Genomic DNA, 21,554 nt, shown 5'->3' with positions numbered 1-21,554 from the left:
TGAAATTTATTTTTTATGCTTTCACCCATTTATCGCGATGGATAACTTCTATGGAAGTGATTATAAGCTCGGATGTCCTCTTTCCCATCGCCTGTTTTAATTCTTCGTCGGAATAAAGGACCTCACCCCGCCCTAATAACCCATTTGCACCAAAGACTTCGACAACATCACCCTTATTGAAGACTCCTTTAATTTCATAAATTCCAGCTGGCAGCAGACTGCTGCCATTTGAAACTAAGGCCCTTTCGGCACCTTCATCAACGAAAATTTTCCCGGATACTTTTGAATGAAGTGATATCCATTGTTTGTTTTTCGTTACCGTCGTCAAGAGATCATTCCCAATATACGTGCCATCACCATTGCCTTCAAGGATTGTTAGAAGTTTATCACTCCCCAAACCAGAACCGATGAATACTTTCACCCCTAGAGACAATGCAGTTTGCGCTGCAATCAGCTTCGATTTCATCCCACCGGTTCCGACATTGGAACCTGCACCTTCTGCCATTTGCAATAAATCATCCGTTATTTCGGATAGCTTATCAAATCGTTTAGCCCCTGGATTTGTCTGTGGATTGGAATCATAAAGCCCATTAATGTCCGTTAATATGATCAAGTTGGACGCGTGGACCAGGCCGCTTACTAAGGCGGATAGCATATCATTATCACCAAAAGTCAACTCCTCGACCGATACTGTATCATTTTCATTTATGATCGGAAGGATGCCGCGTTCAAGCAATTCCATCAATGTGGCATATGCATTTTTATATCTATCTTTTTTCGAGAAATCTTTCCTTGTTAATAAAATCTGCGCCGGAACGATTCCAAAATGCCCCAATTGTTCCATATACGATTGAATCAATAGGCTTTGACCTACAGCTGCAGCAGCTTGTTTTCCTTTGAGAGTGACAGGTCTCGTCGGGTAGCCAAGCTTGCGAAAACCTGTCGCTACAGCACCTGATGAAACAAGGACAACTTCATGTCCGGCTTTCCTTAAAGCTGCCACTGCCTGGATATGATCGGAAAATTTATTCTGGTCGATTTCACCTTGTGTGTTGGTCAAAGAACTACTTCCTATCTTTACAACGATGCGTTTCTTTTCCATCGATTACTTCCTCCAATAAATATCTAAGACATGAAAAAAAGCCCTTTTCATCCTCGAAATAAGGACGAAAAGGGCTGCTCTCCGTGGTACCACCTTCATTGAATGCAAATTCATGCATTCCACTTTGCCTGATAACGCCAGGATTTGCGCCTATGTTTTGCATAGGACTCAAGAAGCAGGTTCTGCGCATTCCTGTCGCGGGCCTTCCAGCAATTGACGCCGCTCTCTGTCACAGTGATTCTCGCATACTAATCTTCTCTCAACGTTCATTGTTTTAATATAGTATGCAAAATTATCTTCTTGATGTCAATAACATTCCTTCGATGAATGAACCTTATAGCGCCATGGCTGGGCCGAAGAATTCATAGTGGATTTTATCCGTATCTACCCCAAGCTCTTTCAGGTAAGTGATGACGGCCTTCATGAAAGGCACAGGGCCGCACACATAATAATCAGCCTCAGGTTTAACAATACTGCTCAATAATTCCTTATCAACATACCCTTGCTTTGCAAAATTCGGCAGGTTCTTATCATCCTCACTCGGATTTTTAAAGACAAGGGATAAATGATAACTGGCAAGCTTGTGCGTTAGTTCTGTCAGTTCCGTTCTGAACGGCTGTAAAGTGCCTTTATCGGATGCGTGAATGAATTGGACATCACGCTCAGGTGTTTGTTCAGCTACTGCATGAACCATACTCATGAAAGGCGTTATGCCAACGCCTCCGCTCAAGAATACTGCCGGAGTTCGTTTTCCCAAATCAATGGTGAAATCACCTGCAGGAGCCGTTACTTCTATACTGTCACCCATCTGAATGGATTCATGCAAGTAGTTAGAGACCCTTCCATCAGGAGAGGTTCCAGGCTTTTCTTTTTTAACGGAAATCCGGAAGTAATCTTTTCCCGGAACATCAGACAAACTATACTGACGGTTGAATAAATAGCGTTCACCCGGTATCTCGATACGAACGGTAATATATTGTCCAGGAAGAAATGCTGGAACCTTGTCACCATTTGATGGCTTTAAATAAAAGGAAGTGATTACGTCACTTTCCCGCACTTTTTCCACCACTGTGAATCGTTTGAAATCAGACCATCCGCCGACCTGATTGGAAGCTTGATTGTACATTTCCTTTTCAATGCTAATGAAAACATCGGCAATGACTCCATAGGCCTCTCCCCAAGCTTGGAGGATCTCTTCTGTAGCCGAATCTTGTAACACTTCCTTGATTGCTCCTAATAGATATTCTCCAACAATAGGATAATGTTCAGCTTTAACAGCAAGACTTCTGTGTTTTTGTGCTATTTGCTTCACGGCAGGTAAGATTGTTTCAAGTTGATCTATATGTTTAGCCGCTGCCAAAACCGTGTTGGCAAGTGCAGTTTGCTGGCGCCCCTTTTTTTGATTGGCGTGATTAAAGACATTTAACAATTCAGGATGTGCTTCGAAAAGATTTTTATAGAATACAGTTGTGATAGTTGCACCATGCACTTCTAATACGGGTACGGTTGATTTGATAACATCGATAGTTTTTTGGGATAGCATAGGTAAACCCCTCTTCATAAACAAGTATTTTAAATACATGTTTATATTAGAACTTAAATGCATTAAAAGCAATATTTTTTATACATCTTTTTAAATAATAAGTTTTCATGTTTATAAAATGTTCACATTTATGATATAGTCTAATGGGGATAGAATGTGAGGCGATAAACATGAGGTTGACGAGTTATTCCGATTACTCACTAAGAGTGTTGATTTACCTGGCTTCCCACGACCAAAGCAAATTGTCAAATATTAAAGAGATATCTGAAGTTTATCAACTGTCTAAAAATCACTTGATGAAGATTGTTCATAATCTAGGTAAATTAGGCTATATTGAGACCATACGTGGAAGAAATGGCGGTTTCCGGCTTGCAAAATCACCCGCCGAAATAAATGTAGGGGAACTGGTACGGAGAACTGAAGAAGATTTTTATTTAGTGGAATGTTTTAAAGATCACGATAACTGTGTAATTTCTCCCGTTTGTTCATTGAAATTTGTCCTTAATAATGCCTTGGATGCTTTTTTAAAGGTCCTTGATCAATATACGATTGCAGACTTCAGCGAAAATAAAGTGATGCTCAAAACTTATTTCGATTCAGTTAAGCAGCATGACGAAAAGCCCGATTTTTTATAATCGGGCTCTTTTTCATTAACCGATGATTCGTTCAATCTGCCATTCCTTTTCCATTCGCAAATCCATGATCCCTGAACCCGTTTTCAATAGGACTTTAAGGGGATCGTATGGATTGATCATGATGATCGTCCCGTTTCGCCCATTGGTAAGCGTGACTTCTTTTCCGACTAAAGTGGACATTAATCGGTTTACAAACTCCAGCAGTATCTCTGGATTGAATTTACCGAACTTATCGCTGTTCATTTGCTCAATCACCTTATAAAACGGCATGGCCTGATGATATACACGATTTGAAGACATCGCATGGAATACATCGGCTATTGCGACGATTTTCGAATGATGATGGATATCATTCCCCATCAGACCATGTGGATAGCCTTTCCCATCTTCCCGTTCATGGTGCTGAAGGGCTGTTAATGCAATCGATGGTGGGATTCCTGGGATACTTTTAAGTAATTCATAACCATAAATGGCATGGCGTTTCATTTCTTCATATTCTGCCGCAGTCAGTTTACCCGGCTTTTCCAATATACTATCCGGAATCCTTGTTTTACCCACGTCATGCAGTGTGGCTGCCAGTGTCAGTGCTGAAAGGTTTTCTTTCGATAATCCAAGCTTCATCCCTAGATAAGTGGCAATGATTCCGACACCGATATTATGCTTATACGTGTACTCGTTATTTGCTTGCAGCTCTTCGAAAAGGTAATAAACATCAGGATTCTTTGCAGCTTGTGCAATGACAGGTGCTACCTCCGCTTTAATCTCTTCAACATTTTCAAGCTGTATTTTTCCTTCATTACGTATATCTTGAAAGATGTTTTTGATTCGAATAGAAGCTTTATTGATTCTTTCATGAATCTTTACTTTAGGTTGTACATGATCTTCAGTTAGAGTAGATTCACCTTTTTTCAATTCTTCCATTTTGAAATCAATTTCAGGTATGGTAAGAGGCGGATTCGCTTTATTAATCAGCTTCCCTCTTCTATTTTTCATCGCTCTCACACTTTTCTCTATTTTTTACCTATAATACCATATCTGACATTGTGTCTTAATGAAAACAATTTTTTGGCACTTAAGTTCGGTCACTAAGTTCATTGCCTAGGCGTTTTAATTTTTCACCAACCGTACATTCTGAAATACAAAACTGATGGGCATACGTACGCCCCTTCTCTTTTCGAAAATGCTTTCGTAAAAAACAATCCTGGCAAAATGAAGCAAGAACATCTTCCACTTCTTCATATATTTTTTTCCTGTTCATTGTTGTTATGGCTCCTTTGATTCAACAATCTCTATTTTGCTGAAAATAGCTTTTCCCTGCAGTGCAAGTGTTGCCAGGCGATCAGCTTCCTGGTTTTCCTTCCGAGAAATTGGTTTGCAGACCGGAATGATCTTTAATTTATCCAGTTTCGCTTCAATGCGGTCCAGCCATTTATTTAAGTTTTCTTCCATACAGGGCCATTCACCGGAAAGTTGATTTAAGACAACGAGAGAATCCCCTTTAAAGACACAGCTTTGATGATGCACCCCAAGTTCTTCCATCTGACTGACCGCTTCATGAAATGCCGCATATTCCGCTTCATTATTGGATTCGAATTGGTCCAATTTCACGTTGGTGCGTAACCGCCAGAACTTCTTACCTTGTCGAAAGTAAATAGCTACACCGAGTCCTGCCACCCTTTCATCTTTTTGAAAACCGCCATCAAAAAAAACCGTCACATCCTGCGGCTCTTCCTCAACTTCCGTCAGGAGTTTCTTTAGCTCTTTCTTCGTCCATGTTGTATCGAATTCATCCTTGAATTCCACTTCTTTCAGCCTTCCTGCCTTTTCAAGATCCTCCGTAATGACCAGTGCAGTCCCGGCATCAAGCCAATCTGAAACGAAATCGGCAGATGGTTTTTTTGAAGCATGATATGTCCATTGCATAATTACCTTCAAAGATTTCCAGCTCCTTATCCATTCACCATTCATGCAGAACAGCTTACAATTTTCATACCTTTTTTTCGTCATACCCTTTATAATATATTGTAAGCATTTGAATCACTCTTTTTAATTATAGTTCCCATATCAGCCTGAAATTCTCATGTTTCAATCTTATTTTATATGAAACATTTTTTATAAAGGCATATTGACAGTTAAACTCGAGGAGGAGCATATATTGATCGAAGTGTATATTGATGGTGCCAGTGCGGGCAATCCCGGGCCGAGCGGCGCAGGTGTTTTCATAAATAATAACGGTGTGGTCGAGAGGCATTCAATTCCGCTTGGAAATATGGAAAACCATGAAGCGGAATACCATGCTTTAATCAAAGCATTGGAAATTTGTGTAGCCAATAAGTATCAAGTCGTTTCTTTCCGTACTGACTCCCAAGCCATCAACCAGGCCATTGAAAAAAGATTTGCAAAAAATAAGTATGCGATATTGCTGGAACGGGCGCTAAAGCTTTCCGACGAACTTGAATTATTTTTCATGAAATGGATTCCAAACCTTGAAAACAAGTCCGCGGATGAATTGGCGAGACGGGCCATTCGCATGAATAAGGCTGAGGAAATTCATGAACAAGACAGCTGATTTTTCGTTATTATTCGTTGTATTCATCTGGGGCGTGACTTTTGTTATGGTTCAAAACGCCCTGTCATTTCTTGACCCATTCACGTTTAATGCCGTCCGTTTCTTCATGGCCTTCGTTTTCTTGCTCATTCCATATATATCGACTTTACACAAAAGGGGGAAAACTTGGAATAAGGGCCTCATTATAGCCGGGTTTCATATTGGGGTTTGGCTTTTTCTGGGATATGGGCTTCAAACGATCGGATTGAATTATACGACTCCTGCGAAGACAGGCTTCATAACAGGATTAAGTGTCGTCATGGTACCGGTTTTTTCCTTGCTGCTTTTAAAACATCGGCTTTCCCGCAATACATTGATCGGTGTCGCAGCGGCAACCATTGGGCTTTATCTAATGACTTTCGCTGACCGCTCCAATTTGAATATCGGTGATTTACTGGTATTTTTATGCGCAATCAGTTTTGCCATGCAGATCATAACTACCGCTAGATATGCCAAGACCCTACCCGCTTTACCGTTGACGCTTATTCAGGTTTCGACCGTATCTTTATTATCATTTGTTTCAGCCTTCATTTTCAACGAGAATCATTCCGTCATCTTCAGCTCTGAGGTCATGTTACAGAAGGATGTATGGACTGCTTTATTGGTTACTGCAGCCCTTGCCACGGCGTTCGCCTTTTTCGCACAAACCTTCTTCCAAGCTTATACGACACCTACAAGAGTGGCGCTGATCTTTTCTATGGAACCGGTTTTTGCTGCGTTATCCTCATACATATTGATAGGGGAAAAATTGACTACCGCCTCCATCATCGGCTGCGCATTCATTTTCTTGGGAATGATTTTCGCTGAACTGCCTGTTAAGAAAAAGAAATCGGTGACACAGGAGTTTTCTTGAAAAGCCCAATTAAATAAATCGGACTCCCAGTTACGAAGTCCGATTTATTTAAGCAGCCCCTGTTCTTTTGCAAACGATACCGCTGCACTACGCGTTTCAATGCCATTTTGTTTTAAGTTTTCCAAAAAGGAAATATAAAAACTGCCATCAAAATTCTTTTGTACCTTCAATGTCAATTCTATTGCTGCATTGACTAAAATATCACTTGCATCCGTGTAGCGCTTACCAAAATAAATAAAACCAATAGCGTCATTACCAAAAGTGAATCCCTTACCCTCTAAAAAACTAACATACTCTTCAGTTGACTTCGCCAATTCTGCATCCACTCCATACTTCATACCTTATTTTCATCTTACCGTATATCAAAGATTTTGACTATCCATTTTTCGACAAAAAAATCACCATACAAAATAACGGAGCTCCCATTTGGAAGCTCCGCTTGTTTGATTAAATCATTCGCAGTAAAGCCCTGAATTCATGATCATTAGCCAGATTTTTTACCTTCTCGCGATCATACTGATAGACCGCATCGTCCAAAGAACATGAAATTGGTACATCACATTTTATTTCTGCTAGCTTTCTGGATAAATGAAGCATATCGACGGCGGATTCAATTTTAGCCCGCTGCCCATTCGTCAATGAAGCAACATTTTCAAGAATCCCTTCGATATTTTGATACTGGATCAATAATTTCAACGCTGTCTTTTCCCCTATTCCTTTAACTCCGGGATAGTTATCAGCTGTATCACCCATTAAAGCTTTTAAATCGATCATTTGTCTTGGTGTAATCCCTTTCCATTCAAAAAAGCTATCGGGATTATGCACCTCATAGTTACCATACCCTTTTTTTAACAAAAGTACGGAAATGTTTTCATCTATTAACTGCAGCATATCTTGATCGCCAGTCAATATACCCACCCGGCTATTTTGGGCAGATGCCTTGGCAATTGTCCCGATACAGTCATCCGCCTCATATCCAGAGAGCCCTATGTTAGGGATATCAAATGCTTCAACCGCTTTTTTCGCCAGGTCGAATTGAGGAATCATTTCGACTGGAGCTTCTGATCGATTAGCCTTGTATCCATCAAATAATTCATTTCTGAAGGTCTTGCTGCCCATATCCCAACAAACCGCTACATGACTGGGTGAAAAGTGATTCACCGCCGTCAGCATATGCTTCAAAAAACCTTGAACGGCATTGGTTGGTATGCCTTTCGAGTTAATCATGAATTGACCAGTAACAGCCGTTGCATAAAAAGCTCTAAATAAAAGCGCCATCCCATCGACAAGCATAAAGGAAGGGTGCTGCTCGTTTTCTTTCATTAACACATTATCACCTCTATCATGATGTACTTCCATTTTAACATAACCGTCCCCTTTTTTAAGGATCGTTTAATTGGAAAAAATATTATTCAATTGGATTATCATCATAGGAGATCCAGTCACTGAAACTGCCAATATAAATCTTCACATCTTTAAAACCCGCTTCTTTCAGGGCGATATAATTTGGTGATGCGGTTACACCTGAACCGCAGTAAACAATGATTTCATTATCATTACCGATGCCTGTGAAATTCGACTGAAGATCTTCCTTCTTTTTAAAATAGCCATTTTCCAGAACGTTCGTCCACACCTTATTTACGGCACCAGGTATATGGCCGGCTTTTTTATCAATCGGCTCCTCAATTCCCTCGTAGCGTTTAGATTCCCTTGAATCGATTAAAATGACATCGTCTGGCCTATTCATTGTGTAATTCTTTACTGTTTGGAAAGAAGCAAAAACGGACTCATTTAAATCAATATGATATTCAGCTGGCACATAATTCGTTTGATTCGAGTCAATGGGATAGCCCGCATCCCTCCAGGCGCGATATCCCCCGTTAAGAACAAAAACTTTCCTATGTCCAAGGTAGCTCAGCAGCCACGCAAACCTGGAAGCAAAAGAACCTTCTCCGCCATCATAAGCAATGAGTACCGTATCATTGGTGATTCCATGTGATTCCAGTTTACCTTTAATGGTTTCCAGGTCAGGAAGAGGATGTCTTCCTCCATGTTCTTTAACCTGACCCGATAAGTCCTTTTCTAGATCGAAATAAACAGCGCCTGAAATATGGTCTTTTTTGTATGCCTTATACCCTGCATCAGGAGTGCCTAGCTGAAAGCGGCAGTCACAAATTCTGATATCATTGGAATTCAACAACGGCAACAGCTCTTCTTTTTCGATTATTAAACTCATCTGTATAACCCCCTACTTCAAAATGGCCCAAATTAATTCATTAAGCTCCGTTTCCATGCTCTTCCCTTGATGTAGCCCAGTTATCTCATTCTTTAAGGAAAGTGATTTCCCTTCCAATAGCAAAAGATTCTTTTCACTTTCATTGTTGCTTATACATTCTTCCATTTGTTTTGCCTTGAATATCCGGGTCATCCCGGTTTTCAATTCTTGATCAATTGAAACCAAATCAAGTAATTCCCATACCGATAAAGGTGGCAGTGAACCCCGTTGGATGATATATTCCAAGATTAAATATGAACGGCATACTTGTACCCATATTTTTAGTTCTTTTCTTTTGGTTTCTTTTGTTTTTGTCAATTGTTGAAGATTGTCGCTCATCATCCGATAATAATGGTGCCCCAGTGCCTTTTTGGAATAGCAATCCGCTATCAAACCATTCATCTTCCTATAATAATCCGGATGCATAATCAACTTGATTTGCGACTGAAATAATTCAAATAAAGCAGGATTACTCTTTAAGGTAAGACGTGATGTTTTAAATAGATCCCAGCCTTCCATGTCAAATTGGCCTTCTTTCATTTGAATGACTTCAACTGGCTGACTTAAGCTGAGGTATGATCGCTTATCATTATGAACATATATAAATCGAACATCATAATCAGATTGGCCGGATGCTAAACCAAAAGAATGGCTGCCAGTAACAGCAGCCATCAAAATGGTCATATCCTCTTTCTTTTCCAGGTATCTCAATCTTGAAATAAGGTTTTCTTTCATGAATGAACCTCGTTTCTATTTCGAATGCATTTTTGCCAATTCAGCTACAGCATTTTCATAATACGGTAAATCGACCGTTTCCTCCAATGCTGCACGTAAGCCTGCAAAGATATCCGATATTTCCGTTTTAAACTCTTTTTGAATCGCAAGTAACTCTTGATCGAGGACTTCAGTATACATTTCGAAAATCCGCTCACCCTGTTCTTTAACATATATAAGGGCAGGTTCATCCAAACGCTTCTGAAGCCCTTCGCTCATTTTCGCTTTCTCATTTTTTTCAAAGAAAGATTTTGGATTTTTAAATAATGCTAATTCCTTTTTGAATTCTCCCGTATCCAATTGGGCAAAAGCTCCTGTAAATTCAATGGACTCCCTCTCATTAGGCTCATATGGCTGCAATGAAAGGGTTCTTCTTACTTTTTGCATTTGCTGAAGCAAACTGCTTTGTTTCTCATTCAGTAATTTATTTACGAACATTTCCGTCCTTAATGCCGTTGCCCGCATTTCCTGGGCAAGGTCAAAGCCTAACGCATCCAATAAGTTCTTCATCGATTGCTTGAGGACAATTTTCAGATCGCCTCCATCATCTTTTAAAACAGCCGGATTGAACGATTCTTTAAAGAAATCATTAAACCGGAAGAAGACTCGTTGTTTACTATAGAAGGTCAATTCGTCGACTTCTTTTTTCAAACGCTGCCTTTCTGCATCCCCTTTAATGACTGAGAGGAGTTCCGAAATGGACTGTGACTCTTGAGAAAGGGTCTCCAGGGCATTTCGTTTCGCTTTCTCATCCTGCCTTGAAGCTGTAATTACATCTCGTAGCAGTTCTTCCGTTCTTTTTACAGCCGCTTGAGCCGATTCAATTGCAAGTCCAGTTAAATCGTTTTCTATGAAAGAATCGAATTGGCCTTGGAATTCGGAAATTCCGCTATTAGGAAGGAAAGAATGCTTAAATGAACCAGGCGTTTGTTTTTCCATCAACGCTCCCTTACTCGTAAGCGGGAACAGTTTTGGAAAACGGATTCCGAATCCATTCAATTGATCTGTGACATAATCCATCACTTCGTCCAATTCGTCAGTGGTTTGAGCCAGATCGACGGCATTGACAATGAAAAACATCTTATCCATAGCGAATGAATCTTTCACACGTCCAAGTTGTATCAAGAACTCCCTGTCCGCCCGTGAGAATGGGTGATTATAATAGGTCACAAAAAGAATGGCATCCGAATTCTTAATATATTCGAAAGCTGCTCCTGTATGTCGTGCATTTATCGAATCCGCCCCAGGCGTGTCAACAAGGACCATCCCCTGCTTTGTCATTTCACAGTCATAACGCAATTCAATCAGATCAACAAGACATGACTTGGACTCTTCTGCAGCAAAACGTTTAAATCCTTCAAGATCTACCGTAACCACATTTCCTAGATCATTTTGGTACTCAGGCAGCCCTTGATGAAAAGCCCTTAGAAAGGATAAATGAGTCTTCCCCTTATCGACTTCCCCCGCCTTCGCAATGATTTGCCCTGCTAGTTGGAGGGCTTCATCTAGAGTCTTTGCCGATTTATCAAAAGCTGCCAAGGCCAGGCTTACATCTTCCAACAGCATTGCTTCGGTCTTTAATTTGACGGTTGCCGTTCCATGTGGATGCTCAGCGTCCGAAGACATGATTTTGTTGATTGCGGCAGTTGTCGGATTTGGTGAAACAGGAAGAACGCTTTCTCCCATCAACGCATTGGCAAAGGAAGATTTGCCCGCACTGAATGCACCGAAGAGGGCAACCGTGAACGTCTGCTGTTCCAAGCGATTTGCCTTCTCTTTCAATTCCTTATAAAGTGATTGAAATCCTCTCAAAGGTTGTATAAGCTTGGCTGCCTGTTGTAAACTCGCTGCAGTCTCCATCAGCTTTTCTTTTCCGCGTAAATCAGCAGCATCAGATGAAGAAACTGTCACGGAAGGTACAGCTTCCTTGTTTTCTTTATCATAATCACTTTCAGGTTGTTCGTTGACGGACCTTGAATTACTTCCTTTTTCGGTTTTCATGATTTTGACCGTAATATTTTTTTCCTCTTCATTCCATTGAGTTAACAGCATATCGATATCACGCTCATCTGCTAATGATTCAGTTTGATGGGCAATGGCCTCTAAACGCTCCGTTTGGTAAACGATTTCCGCGTTCATCGCAGCAGTAACTTTAAGGGCTTCCGCAAATTCAGAATATCCTTCAAGCTCCTTATCGATGGATATAGACTGCCGTTCCACTATTCCTTCCATAACGGTAACCATTTCATTCAAAAATCCTTCAGATACATCACGTGCTTTCTTTTTGATGGCTGATGCTAAATCATTCGTATAGTTTAAAACGTATTCACCCGTAATATCGACTTGAGGCCTCAAAGAATTTTTTATGTAAGATTCCGTTACCTCGATCTGAAGTGCCTGAGCCTTACCTTCAAGTGTTGAATCATGGATCTCCGCTTGATTAAGCATTTTAACTGCTAATTCTTTAATATGCCATTCAAGCTGGGTTTTTACCTTTTCTTGTAGATCGCTCAAGAACGCCTTGATACGTGCCTCACGTTCGGCATCCGTTTTTTTCTTGGCAAATAATAGACCCATTTTAAAATCTGGCTGAGCCGATTCCAAGAAAGATTTACCCAGGTCCCGTGTTGCCGCGGGCATGATGTACGCACCTTTCAAAATCGTTTCTAATGCATCAGCGTATTGGACCTTGATGTCCTCTATGCGTCCCGTTAATGATTTTTTTTCTTTCAATAGGCTGTCCACTTGATTCGTCAGGTGTACTCGTTCTTCATGAGGAAGTTCTGACAATACTTCAAAATCATCGGCATGTTCCTCTTCATACTGCTCCTTCAGCCAATTAAGATGCCTTTCGACAAGGGCATTAGCAGATTGCATGATGGCATCTTTGCCATCATTTAGACCTTTGCCAGCCATTTCATATATGAATTGCTTGACCACTTCTATTTCATTTTCACTATTGTTCAAGTCTCTTACGGAAGTATAAAAAATCCCGTCAGGATATACATTCCAGTTCGCAAATGCTTCAGAAACGGAAAGCTTGAAGTCTTGAAAGCTAAGCTCGTTCTCATCATGCTTATCAATCATATTAATAATTAAGTATGTCGGTTTTTCAGCCTCTAACAGCTCTTTAGTGAATAGGAAGTTCACCTCTGATTGGACGTGATTGTAGTCCATGACATAGAAGACGACATCAGCTAGATGCAAGGCAGATTCCGTAGAAACTCTATGTGCATCATCTGTTGAATCAATTCCTGGCGTATCCATGATCGCACATGAATCCGGCAGTGAAAAATCATTGGAGCTTATCGTTATTGCCGATACTGAGTCTCCATCCTTGGCAAATTTCTTGACCTCTTTAAAATCATAAGGTGCAGGAAATAATACTGGTGGCTGATGATGGTAAAAGACCTTGGCATAGTCTTCCCCTTTTTGGACCTTTACCGTATTCGCACTCGTTGGAATCGGACTTGAAGGCAGTACTTGATCACCAAGGAAAAAATTGATCATACTGGATTTCCCCGCTGAAAAATGCCCGCAAAATGCAATGATGAACTCCTCTTTATTCACTTTCATGATTAACTGTTTCAGTTTATCGGCATTGCCTGTATCACCTGCCGATTGAAATTTCTCATACATGGCAGTCAAAATCCCCAATTTGGACTGTTGCTTTAATGTTTCTTGAATCATGAATCCATACCCCTTAATCTATCGTCATTTTGATATTCTTATTGTAAACGATTTCGTTTGTTATTCATACCATCAGCTTTATTTTTACTATATGATTCATTACATTCCATGTTCAAAAAAAAAACCACCGATTGGTGGATTCATGCAGTTTGATTCATATTGACTTGGAATGCAAAAAAAAACCAGGATGTTTACCTGGTTGTAGGGGTGGGGTTAAAAGCAGCTCGGTTTTCAATTGGTGACTCGGTATAAGGTTTTAATGCCTTTGCCGGTTTTTGAATATTATTCAATACATGTTTCATCACAAAACCATATGTAGCGATTGTCAATAAAATGAATACCCAAACCATTACCAACACCATCCTCTTATATATTGTTTAGCTTTTAGTTATTAGTTATTAGTTATTAGTTATTAGTTATTAGTTATTAGTTATTTAAATAAAATTATCGAGATCCGAATGAGAATAATTTTCATCTTCATTTAGAATCTTATCACGAACGATAATCATTTTCAATAAGAAATTAAATTTTTTTATTATTTTCCCTTAAAAACCGTAGAATATTCCGTATGTTCCTTTAATGCCTTCTCTTCCAGCGGGATTCTTACCGTCATCATCCAAACATTCAATAAACTAAAGATGATAGCAGTATAATATGCATTGAATAATAAGGAAATAACTAAAATCTCAGTTGCGACTATGATATAGTTCGGATGTTTGAAATATTTATAAGGACCTTTAATGACTACATCGGCATCAGGAACCACTATGATTTTTGTATTCCAATGTTTTCCTAATGAACGGATTACCCAAATCCTGCCTGACTGCGCAATTATAAAAAGGGTCAGCCAAATTGGCCAAAGTCCAGACATATTCCTTTCAAGCACGATCACTTCAATAATGAGAACAATAAAAAAACTAAGATGCATTAGAACCATCCACCTGTAATGGGACTCACCGTATTCCACTGCTCCTGCAGCTTTCAGCTGTTTTTCATTTTGTTTGGCGATATATAATTCAACCAGGCGCTGTATAGCGATCAAGATAATGAGAATGGCAAAGATCATCACTTCCACCTCATTAACACAAGTTCAGATGAAAACCCAGGCCCTAATGCAGCAGCCAGGCCCATCTCACCTTTATTCCCGCCCCGATGCATGAACCTCTCCAGAACATACAAAATAGTCGCTGATGACATATTGCCAAATTCGCGCAATACGCTCATTGACTCTGCCGTCATGCTTTCATCGAACCCGAGAGCTTCGTGATATGCATCAATTACTTTCTTGCCTCCAGGATGAGCGATGAAATCTTTTATATCATTTAAATCGAATCCATTCTCCATTAAGAACTCTTGAACATTCGGTTTAAGCCAATCCTTGATGATTGTAGGGATATCTTTCGAAAAGATCACGTATAACCCTTGATCTTTTACATCCCAACCCATGACATCCAATGAATCCGGCATAAGCGTCGATTGCGAATCCAAAAATTGCAAATGTCTTACTTTTTTTGAAAACTGTTCATTCGGCACTTCATCACCGCAAACCAAAACACAGCTTACTCCGTCGGAAAATAAGGAAGTCCCAATTAAATTGCTTTTGGAGATATCATTCCTTTGAAATGTCAAACTGCATAACTCCACGCTTAAAACAATGACCTTCGCAGTCGGGTATGCTTGGCAATATTCAAAAGCACGTGATAGTCCACTCGCTCCCCCTGCACAGCCAAGCCCCCAAATCGGAATCCTTTTAGCATGCGGGTTAAATGGAAGTTCATTCATTATCCTGGCATCAATGGTCGGGGTGGCAATCCCAGTGCTTGAGATAAAGAAGAAAGCATCTAACTCGTTTGCCGGCAGTTCTTCTTTTAAAAATGATGTGTTCGCTAAGCATTTTTCTATAGCTTCTTTCCCAAACTTGACTGCCTGCTGTATATATAAATCATTCCGCTCGGCAAAAGAATGATCCTCTTTAAACCAATCGAGATCATTTGAAAAATATCGATTCTCCACTTGTCCATTCTTAAAGGCCTTCAGTAACCGTTCTATATTCTTAAAAGATGCTCCAAATATTTCTCTCGAAAATTCCATGATTTTTTCCTGTGAAAGTAAATATGGCAGCTTTACATGTGATGCAGATAATAAATACGGCATGATCCCACCCCTAATTATTCATGATATGGTTAATATACCCACCAGGATATCAATTATGCTTTATAGCTAAATGGTTATATTTATCTGGATTTTATAATATTTTTTCCTTTTTTCTTATAGAAAAAAAGACTATAAATTCGATAAAAGAACATAACCATACAAGTGGGAATGAAATTGGAAATCAACACTATAATCACAAAATTGTTATATGGAACCATCCAGGGCGGTAGTCCCTTATTCCTTTCTCTTTGGACATTCAAAAGCCTTACATTATAAGACTGCCTTTCGAACAGGAACCCAATAGCGTCCTTATTGGCATGACAGGGGATATCCGTGGGAGAATAATGATTGAGGGGACTAACGGATGCATGAGTAAAATAGGTGAAAGTATGTTCGGCATCCCGTTAGAAGGTGAAATGCTTGATCTTATGCAGTAGAATTCGGCAACATAATTGCCGGTAATATTACCGCCCCTTTAGCAGAAGAGAATCCATTGATTTATATTACACCGCCCACCGTCATTGTGGGCAATGGCGAAATGCATGTTACCCATATCATAAAAAGGCGTAGGTACCCTTCTTATCATCTTAATGATCGAAATGTAATTCACGAAACAATAAAACCCCCTTACCGATTTTAGGTAAGGGGGCACTTTCATTCTTCCTTCTTTACTGAAGATTGATTTTGCACTTGTATGATGATATTTTGAAACTCCTCTTTTCCACACACACTGCACCTATACTCCTGGCTTAGAATGGTCCGACAATGAATACAATATTTTTTCTCCATCCCTATCACTACTTTCCTGAACATATACTATCAATATATTCAAAAAGTGAAGAGAGTTTCCTTTTATCTGACAAAAGGCCAATTTGATTATCAATGATATTATTCGGCCTAAATGTAAAAATGCCCAAAATCCTCATCATCTGAGAAATTTGGGCATTTAATGGGTGAATCTATCAAGTTTAGCGAAACTATTTTCAGGCTACATTTTGACCTTCAATACGCGTTTCCTTCACTTTGCCTTTTGTAGGGACGATGTTAAAGACAATATTCAAGAAAATGGCTGTCAAACTTCCGGCTACAATACCGTTTTCAGTTAAGATTTGAAAGCTTTCCGGAATTTGTGCAAATAACTCAGGAACGACCGTCACTCCAAGTCCCATACCTACTGAACAAGCGATGATCAATAAATTTTCTTGAGAAGCAAAGTCCACTTTGCTCAACATCTTAATTCCAGCGGCAATTACCATCCCGAACATTGCAACCATTGCACCGCCAAGCACGGATGAAGGGATAATAGTCGTGAATGCACCGATTTTCGGAACAAAACCTATGAAAATGAGAATGCCGGCTGTTGTGTATATGACATTTCTTGTTTTAATGCCTGACAATTGAATCAAGCCGACATTTTGTGAAAAAGCTGTATAAGGAAACGAATTGAACAAACCGCCAATCATGATGGCAAGTCCTTCAGAACGATATCCGCGAGCTAGATCGTCTTCTGAAATCTCTTTGTCCGTGATTTCACCAAGGGCATAATAAACACCAGTCGATTCCACCAAGCTGACGATCGCCACCAATGTCATTGTAATGATTGCCGTGACGTTAAATGTCGGAGTTCCAAAGTAGAAAAAATGTGGCATATGCAGCCAATTGGCACTGACCACTGAGCTAAAATCCACTTTTCCAAGGAAGAAGGCCGCAAAGGTTCCCACTAACAGCCCCAATAAAATAGAAATGGAGCGTACGAATCCCGTCGAGAATTTATACATGAATATAATGAATAACAAAGTTCCAAAACCAAGAGCTACATTATTCAAGTCTCCGAAATCAGCAGCTCCCTGGCCTCCACCAAGGTTGTTGATGGCAACAGGAATGAGCGTAATGCCAATAATCAAAACGACCGATCCAGTGACAATGGGCGGGAAGAACCTTGCCAGTTTTCCGAAGAACTTACTAATGATAATGACGATCAATCCCGACGCCAAAATAGATCCATAAATGGAGTTGATTCCATATTGCGTACCAATTGCAATCATCGGGCTAACTGCTGTAAATGTGCAGCCTAAGACGACCGGAAGCCCAATTCCAAAGAATTTATTTTTCCACACTTGCAATAAAGTTGCTATCCCACACATCAAAATGTCTATCGAAACTAAATAAGTTAACTGCGCTGCAGTCAATTCCAGCGCCCCACCGACAATCAATGGAATGACGACGGCACCGGCATACATGGCGAGAACATGTTGTAATCCTAAGGATGCAACTTTTAATGGTGATTGATTAGACATTGACGGCTGCTCCTTCCTTTTCATCAGTGAACGTTATCTCACCGAATTTCAACTCAGCAATTCTCGCAAGTGATTCCACTTGGAAGCCTTGTTCCCTAAGATCCTTACCACCACTTTGAAATGCTTTTTCAATCACGATGCCGATTCCGGCCACTTCTGCTCCAACCTGCTTACAGATTTCCACCAAGCCCCTGGCTGCCTGTCCGACCGCAAGGAAGTCATCGATGATCAAGACCTTATCTCCAGCTTCAATATATTTATTGGAAACCGTAATGGTATTGGTTTCTTTTTTTGTAAAGGAATGAACGGAAGCCGTCACTAAATCATTTGTTAAAGTAAGTGATTTACGTTTACGGGCAAAAATGAGCGGAACTCCCAATTCCAAAGCAGCCATCAAGCCAGGACCAATGCCTGATGATTCAATTGTCAGCACTTTCGTGATTTCCTTGTGTTCGAAACGTTTAACGAATTCTTTACCAATTTCTTTCATTAGCATAGGATCCATTTGATGATTTAAGAATGAATCTACCTTTAAAATATCTTCTGATAAAGCTTGACCCTCGGACAAGATTTTTTCCTTTAAAAGTTGCATGAAGGTTCCTCCCAATCTTGGATGTTTATTGACCCATAAACCACACAATTATTTCCCGGCATATAAAAAAGCCCAAGAAATATTGCGGCACTTTTTTGGAGTGAAGCAATACTTCTTGGGCATGAATGAAAAATGAATCAACAAAAGCCTTCATTACGCAACAAGATCTATTACTCACCCATAGTCGAATTATTTACGGTAATTCGGTAGAAACTTGCAGGCCATATCCCTGCTATTATACGAGTGAAACATTATATTATATTAATATCTGAATTATACCAACGCTGGCTCTATTTGAAAAGTAATTTTTGATAAAAAGCCGAACTTTAAATTAAAAAAATAAATCATTATTCGTATTATTAGAAAATTGTGAAATCACCAAACCTAAATAACTTGGATTTCCTATCAAAAAAAACACCATTTTCCATTTTACTGGTATATACCATGCGTTTTTGTAGCGACCCTAAAAAAAGAAGAAGGGTTTGAGATTTAACCCAAGTCCTTCTCAGACTGTAGGCAAACTTCGATTAAAATCGAGTTTGTCTACAGTTTTTTATGGTTTGTACAATTCGACCGTTGATTTCCTCTACAGGCACTCGCTTTCCGCGGGCGGTCCGGGAGCCTCCGGGGTCTCCCCTGTACTCGCTTTTCCCGCAGGAGTCTCGCACACCCGCACCAATCAACTTTTTTTAAACTTTTAGATAGAATCCTTTTGCTTAAAGTCTTGATTGTTTTTAAATTTATAAAACTTGAGGGAATGAGGATGCTTTCTATCATGATTCTATTCAGCGAAATCAAATGAAAATGATTACTTTAAATCAACTAGTGCCAGCGAACCATTTGGTTCGTGAAATGGAGGCTGCCATTGACTTTTTTTCATTTATGATTTGGTGAAAGATATGTATTCAACATATAAAGAGGGCTATCGTGAGTACAAATCACCAAAACACCTCTGTGCAACATGCTCATCATCTTTATCACGGTGTACAAAAGAATATCAAAAAGTGGTGACACGGCCTATCTGGCAAACATATGCGGAAGAAGCAGATCATCTGCGTCATCATTAAGATGTAAAACCTATATATACGAAACGTAAAGAAAGATTGAGCGTGTATTCGCAAATGCAAAAGAATGGTATTCAGTGGACTACTTTAAGGGGACTTAAAAATTGTCAATGCAGGCGATGCTTACTTTCGCTGCTATTATTTTAAAGAAGATGGCCAATTGGACATGGTAAGGTCCAAAAATGGCCTAACCTGGTGGGCTTGCAGAGCCCCCAATCTCTTAATTTCAGGCGGAAATTTAAAGGGAATTTCAAAAGGGGTTTCGGAATTTTTAATTCCGAACCCCTTTTGTCTACAAACTGAGAAGGGCTTGAGATTTAATCCAAGTCCTTCTTCTTTGCTTCATTTGATTTTATAAACTTCTTTATATTTATCTTCAAGATACTTTATTAAATACTGAACATTCAGGCCTTCCCCTGTCGTTTCTTTCAAAATCTCCAGAGGCTTTTTTGTTTTTCCGTATTTATGTATTTTTTCATTAAGCCATTTCCTGATTGGTTCAATATCACCCGCTTCCAACAGTTCATCAAAATCAGGCAAATCTTTAAGCATCGATTGCTTGATTTGAGCTGCATACATATATCCCAATGCATAAGAAGGGAAATAACCAAAGCTGCCATCTGCCCAGTGTACATCTTGCAACACGCCCATTGCATCATTTTCAGGCACAATTCCCAGATAATCCTTGTATTTTTCATTCCAGACTTCCGGTAAATCCTTCACTTCAAGTTCCCCATTAAAGAGGGCCTTTTCCAGTTCATACCGAATCATAATATGTAGAGGATACGTCAGTTCATCTGCGTCAATACGGATGAACGATGGTTTTGATTCGTTAATGCCCCGGTAAAATTCATCCAGTGTCACATCTTGGAATTGTTCGGGAGCATATTCCTTTAATAAGGAAAATTTATTTTTCCAAAAGCTATGGTTCCGTCCAATGAAGTTTTCAAAAAACAAAGATTGTGATTCATGGATCCCCATTGATGTCCCGCTATCGAGAAGTGTTCCGGTTAACTCTTCAGCGATATTCTGCTCATAAATGGCATGTCCACATTCATGAATGGTACCAAAGATTGCCCCCCTAAAATCATTTTCATCGTATCGGGTCGTCACCCGGACATCGCCCCTATTTATTCTAATTTCAAAAGGGTGAACTGTTTCATCAAGCCTGCCAGCCTTGAAATCGTATCCTAGCTGTTTTAATATTTCCAAGTTGAATTGATGCTGTTTTTCTTTTGGAAATTCTTTATATAGGAACGCTGTTTCCGGTCTATGTTCGCTTTTTGCAATCTGTTTTACCAAGGGAACGATCCTCGACCGAAGCTCACTGAATACGCCATCAAGTATATCTACAGTCATTCCTGGTTCATATATGTCTAAAAGGGTATTATATTTCGTCCCTTCATATCCCCAGTACTCTACGAACCTGCGGGTATATGCTACAATTTGCTCCAGATAAGGTTGAAATAAAGAAAAATCAGTTTTTTCCCTTGCCTCTTCCCATGCACTTTCGGAACGCGATTGTAAAATGACGAATTCCTTATATTCGTTCACAGGAATTTTCTTATTCCTTTCAAACTCTTTTTTACACTCTTGTACCATCTTATTCGTCGATTCACCAAGAATGGCTTTATCCATCGAAAGTTCTGCAATGAAGGATTCCATTTCCTTACTTGTGCTCATATTAAACACTTCGGAGGAAAGCATACCGATAACTTCGGAACGCTGCTCAACTCCATTTTTAGGTGCACCTGTACGCAAATCCCAAAAAATTAACGCGAGAGCTTCATTATAAGCAGAGATTTTCTTTACATATTCTTTAAACTCTTTTTCTATCAGATCTATACCCTTTTTTTTCATATTCACTGCTCCTTCCAACTATACTTTACCATATTATACAAAAGTCTTTCATATCAGAACCACTCCGATTAATAAATTAAAATAAAAAAGAGCCAAGGGGTTCCCTT

The 21,554-nt window shown here is 39.6% G+C and carries 19 protein-coding genes, 1 pseudogene, 1 riboswitch and 1 other annotated feature; of the genes and pseudogenes, 4 read left to right on the top strand and 16 right to left on the bottom strand.

All coding sequences use genetic code 11. From position 1 onward, the window contains the following. Positions 1-13: 13 nt before the first annotated feature. Positions 14-1,102, bottom strand: a complete 1,089-nt coding sequence (proB, locus tag ACQKMF_RS06350) for a glutamate 5-kinase (protein WP_063593971.1) — start codon at positions 1,100-1,102, stop codon at positions 14-16. A gap of 57 nt (positions 1,103-1,159) precedes the next feature. After that, positions 1,160-1,374 (bottom strand) — a binding site (T-box leader). 62 nt (positions 1,375-1,436) lie between these two features. Continuing rightward, positions 1,437-2,645: an NO-inducible flavohemoprotein gene (gene hmpA / locus ACQKMF_RS06345; protein WP_402938001.1), complete on the bottom strand. Its 1,209-nt coding sequence runs from the start codon at positions 2,643-2,645 to the stop codon at positions 1,437-1,439. A gap of 170 nt (positions 2,646-2,815) precedes the next feature. Here hmpA and ACQKMF_RS06340 point away from each other — a divergent pair, with 170 nt between their 5' ends. Then, positions 2,816-3,280, top strand: a complete 465-nt coding sequence (locus tag ACQKMF_RS06340) for an RrF2 family transcriptional regulator (protein ID WP_101222351.1) — start codon at positions 2,816-2,818, stop codon at positions 3,278-3,280. 15 nt (positions 3,281-3,295) lie between these two features. On the opposite strand, the gene ACQKMF_RS06335 is transcribed toward ACQKMF_RS06340, so the two are convergent. The 3 genes from ACQKMF_RS06335 to ACQKMF_RS06325 all read right to left on the bottom strand — a co-directional run bounded on the left by ACQKMF_RS06335 (position 3,296) and on the right by ACQKMF_RS06325 (position 5,215). Beyond that, on the bottom strand, positions 3,296-4,273 hold the full coding sequence (locus ACQKMF_RS06335) for an HD-GYP domain-containing protein (protein ID WP_427572178.1): 978 nt from the start codon (positions 4,271-4,273) through the stop codon (positions 3,296-3,298). Between the two features lie 79 nt (positions 4,274-4,352). After that, complete coding sequence (locus tag ACQKMF_RS06330; RefSeq protein ID WP_101222353.1) at positions 4,353-4,538, bottom strand: zinc-finger domain-containing protein; 186 nt, start codon at positions 4,536-4,538, stop codon at positions 4,353-4,355. Positions 4,539-4,543: 5 nt separating this feature from the next. Continuing rightward, the gene (locus tag ACQKMF_RS06325; protein WP_230176920.1) at positions 4,544-5,215 is read right to left on the bottom strand and encodes a ribonuclease H family protein; all 672 of its coding nucleotides are present in this window, start codon (positions 5,213-5,215) and stop codon (positions 4,544-4,546) included. Between the two features lie 220 nt (positions 5,216-5,435). Here ACQKMF_RS06325 and ACQKMF_RS06320 point away from each other — a divergent pair, with 220 nt between their 5' ends. Next, positions 5,436-5,849 carry a reverse transcriptase-like protein gene (locus ACQKMF_RS06320; protein ID WP_402938009.1) on the top strand — a complete coding sequence of 138 codons (414 nt, stop codon included), beginning with the start codon at positions 5,436-5,438 and terminating at the stop codon, positions 5,847-5,849. Next, positions 5,833-6,741 (top strand): DMT family transporter, encoded by a 909-nt coding sequence (locus tag ACQKMF_RS06315; protein ID WP_402938012.1) that lies wholly within the window; start codon positions 5,833-5,835, stop codon positions 6,739-6,741. The genes ACQKMF_RS06320 and ACQKMF_RS06315 overlap by 17 nt, the downstream gene beginning before the upstream one ends. 44 nt (positions 6,742-6,785) lie before the next feature. On the opposite strand, the gene ACQKMF_RS06310 is transcribed toward ACQKMF_RS06315, so the two are convergent. The 10 genes from ACQKMF_RS06310 to ACQKMF_RS06265 all read right to left on the bottom strand — a co-directional run bounded on the left by ACQKMF_RS06310 (position 6,786) and on the right by ACQKMF_RS06265 (position 18,523). Continuing rightward, positions 6,786-7,067, bottom strand: coding sequence for a DUF6123 family protein (locus tag ACQKMF_RS06310; protein ID WP_230176922.1), 282 nt, complete (start codon positions 7,065-7,067; stop codon positions 6,786-6,788). 121 nt (positions 7,068-7,188) lie between these two features. Beyond that, complete coding sequence (locus ACQKMF_RS06305) at positions 7,189-8,064, bottom strand: 5'-3' exonuclease (RefSeq protein WP_101223445.1); 876 nt, start codon at positions 8,062-8,064, stop codon at positions 7,189-7,191. Positions 8,065-8,149: 85 nt separating this feature from the next. Then, positions 8,150-8,977, bottom strand: a complete 828-nt coding sequence (locus ACQKMF_RS06300; RefSeq protein ID WP_402938017.1) for a sulfurtransferase — start codon at positions 8,975-8,977, stop codon at positions 8,150-8,152. A 12-nt stretch (positions 8,978-8,989) separates the two neighbouring features. After that, positions 8,990-9,751 carry a nucleotidyltransferase domain-containing protein gene (locus tag ACQKMF_RS06295; protein ID WP_402938020.1) on the bottom strand — a complete coding sequence of 254 codons (762 nt, stop codon included), beginning with the start codon at positions 9,749-9,751 and terminating at the stop codon, positions 8,990-8,992. 15 nt (positions 9,752-9,766) lie between these two features. Beyond that, positions 9,767-13,480, bottom strand: a complete 3,714-nt coding sequence (locus tag ACQKMF_RS06290) for a dynamin family protein (protein ID WP_427572174.1) — start codon at positions 13,478-13,480, stop codon at positions 9,767-9,769. A 191-nt stretch (positions 13,481-13,671) separates the two neighbouring features. After that, the gene (locus ACQKMF_RS06285) at positions 13,672-13,836 is read right to left on the bottom strand and encodes a hypothetical protein (RefSeq protein WP_157830996.1); all 165 of its coding nucleotides are present in this window, start codon (positions 13,834-13,836) and stop codon (positions 13,672-13,674) included. A gap of 179 nt (positions 13,837-14,015) precedes the next feature. Further along, entirely contained in the window at positions 14,016-14,546 is a 531-nt protein-coding gene (locus ACQKMF_RS06280; RefSeq protein WP_230176926.1) for an isoprenylcysteine carboxyl methyltransferase family protein, read from the bottom strand. Beyond that, the gene (locus tag ACQKMF_RS06275) at positions 14,546-15,634 is read right to left on the bottom strand and encodes a type III polyketide synthase (RefSeq protein ID WP_427572171.1); all 1,089 of its coding nucleotides are present in this window, start codon (positions 15,632-15,634) and stop codon (positions 14,546-14,548) included. The genes ACQKMF_RS06280 and ACQKMF_RS06275 overlap by 1 nt, the downstream gene beginning before the upstream one ends. A 983-nt stretch (positions 15,635-16,617) precedes the next feature. Then, positions 16,618-17,931 carry a nucleobase:cation symporter-2 family protein gene (locus tag ACQKMF_RS06270; protein ID WP_101222361.1) on the bottom strand — a complete coding sequence of 438 codons (1,314 nt, stop codon included), beginning with the start codon at positions 17,929-17,931 and terminating at the stop codon, positions 16,618-16,620. Continuing rightward, positions 17,924-18,523 (bottom strand): xanthine phosphoribosyltransferase, encoded by a 600-nt coding sequence (locus ACQKMF_RS06265; RefSeq protein WP_260358973.1) that lies wholly within the window; start codon positions 18,521-18,523, stop codon positions 17,924-17,926. The genes ACQKMF_RS06270 and ACQKMF_RS06265 overlap by 8 nt, the downstream gene beginning before the upstream one ends. A 161-nt stretch (positions 18,524-18,684) precedes the next feature. After that, positions 18,685-18,786, bottom strand: a riboswitch (purine riboswitch). A 642-nt stretch (positions 18,787-19,428) separates the two neighbouring features. Between ACQKMF_RS06265 and ACQKMF_RS06260 the strand changes: the two are divergent. Further along, positions 19,429-19,760 (top strand): annotated as a pseudogene (locus tag ACQKMF_RS06260) (transposase); the annotation flags it as partial. Positions 19,761-19,929: 169 nt separating this feature from the next. Here ACQKMF_RS06260 and ACQKMF_RS06255 read toward each other — a convergent pair. Continuing rightward, positions 19,930-21,447: a carboxypeptidase M32 gene (locus ACQKMF_RS06255; RefSeq protein ID WP_427572168.1), complete on the bottom strand. Its 1,518-nt coding sequence runs from the start codon at positions 21,445-21,447 to the stop codon at positions 19,930-19,932. Positions 21,448-21,554: the final 107 nt, after the last annotated feature.

This window comes from Peribacillus sp. NPDC101480 (assembly GCF_050277335.1).
GTDB lineage: Bacteria > Bacillota > Bacilli > Bacillales > DSM-1321 > Peribacillus.
This window is presented reverse-complemented; position numbering and strand designations above follow the sequence as displayed.

What these genes read in the sequence shown, in the direction of transcription:
- proB (WP_063593971.1), bottom strand. Translation starts at nt 1,102, where the DNA reads ATGGAAAAGAAACGCATCGTTGTAAAGATAGGAAGTAGTTCTTTGACC.
- hmpA (WP_402938001.1), bottom strand. Translation starts at nt 2,645, where the DNA reads ATGCTATCCCAAAAAACTATCGATGTTATCAAATCAACCGTACCCGTA.
- ACQKMF_RS06340 (WP_101222351.1), top strand. Translation starts at nt 2,816, where the DNA reads ATGAGGTTGACGAGTTATTCCGATTACTCACTAAGAGTGTTGATTTAC.
- ACQKMF_RS06335 (WP_427572178.1), bottom strand. Translation starts at nt 4,273, where the DNA reads ATGAAAAATAGAAGAGGGAAGCTGATTAATAAAGCGAATCCGCCTCTT.
- ACQKMF_RS06330 (WP_101222353.1), bottom strand. Translation starts at nt 4,538, where the DNA reads ATGAACAGGAAAAAAATATATGAAGAAGTGGAAGATGTTCTTGCTTCA.
- ACQKMF_RS06315 (WP_402938012.1), top strand. Translation starts at nt 5,833, where the DNA reads ATGAACAAGACAGCTGATTTTTCGTTATTATTCGTTGTATTCATCTGG.
- ACQKMF_RS06305 (WP_101223445.1), bottom strand. Translation starts at nt 8,064, where the DNA reads ATGAAAGAAAACGAGCAGCACCCTTCCTTTATGCTTGTCGATGGGATG.
- ACQKMF_RS06300 (WP_402938017.1), bottom strand. Translation starts at nt 8,977, where the DNA reads ATGAGTTTAATAATCGAAAAAGAAGAGCTGTTGCCGTTGTTGAATTCC.
- ACQKMF_RS06295 (WP_402938020.1), bottom strand. Translation starts at nt 9,751, where the DNA reads ATGAAAGAAAACCTTATTTCAAGATTGAGATACCTGGAAAAGAAAGAG.
- ACQKMF_RS06290 (WP_427572174.1), bottom strand. Translation starts at nt 13,480, where the DNA reads ATGATTCAAGAAACATTAAAGCAACAGTCCAAATTGGGGATTTTGACT.
- ACQKMF_RS06280 (WP_230176926.1), bottom strand. Translation starts at nt 14,546, where the DNA reads ATGATCTTTGCCATTCTCATTATCTTGATCGCTATACAGCGCCTGGTT.
- ACQKMF_RS06275 (WP_427572171.1), bottom strand. Translation starts at nt 15,634, where the DNA reads ATGCCGTATTTATTATCTGCATCACATGTAAAGCTGCCATATTTACTT.
- ACQKMF_RS06270 (WP_101222361.1), bottom strand. Translation starts at nt 17,931, where the DNA reads ATGTCTAATCAATCACCATTAAAAGTTGCATCCTTAGGATTACAACAT.
- ACQKMF_RS06265 (WP_260358973.1), bottom strand. Translation starts at nt 18,523, where the DNA reads ATGCAACTTTTAAAGGAAAAAATCTTGTCCGAGGGTCAAGCTTTATCA.
- ACQKMF_RS06255 (WP_427572168.1), bottom strand. Translation starts at nt 21,447, where the DNA reads ATGAAAAAAAAGGGTATAGATCTGATAGAAAAAGAGTTTAAAGAATAT.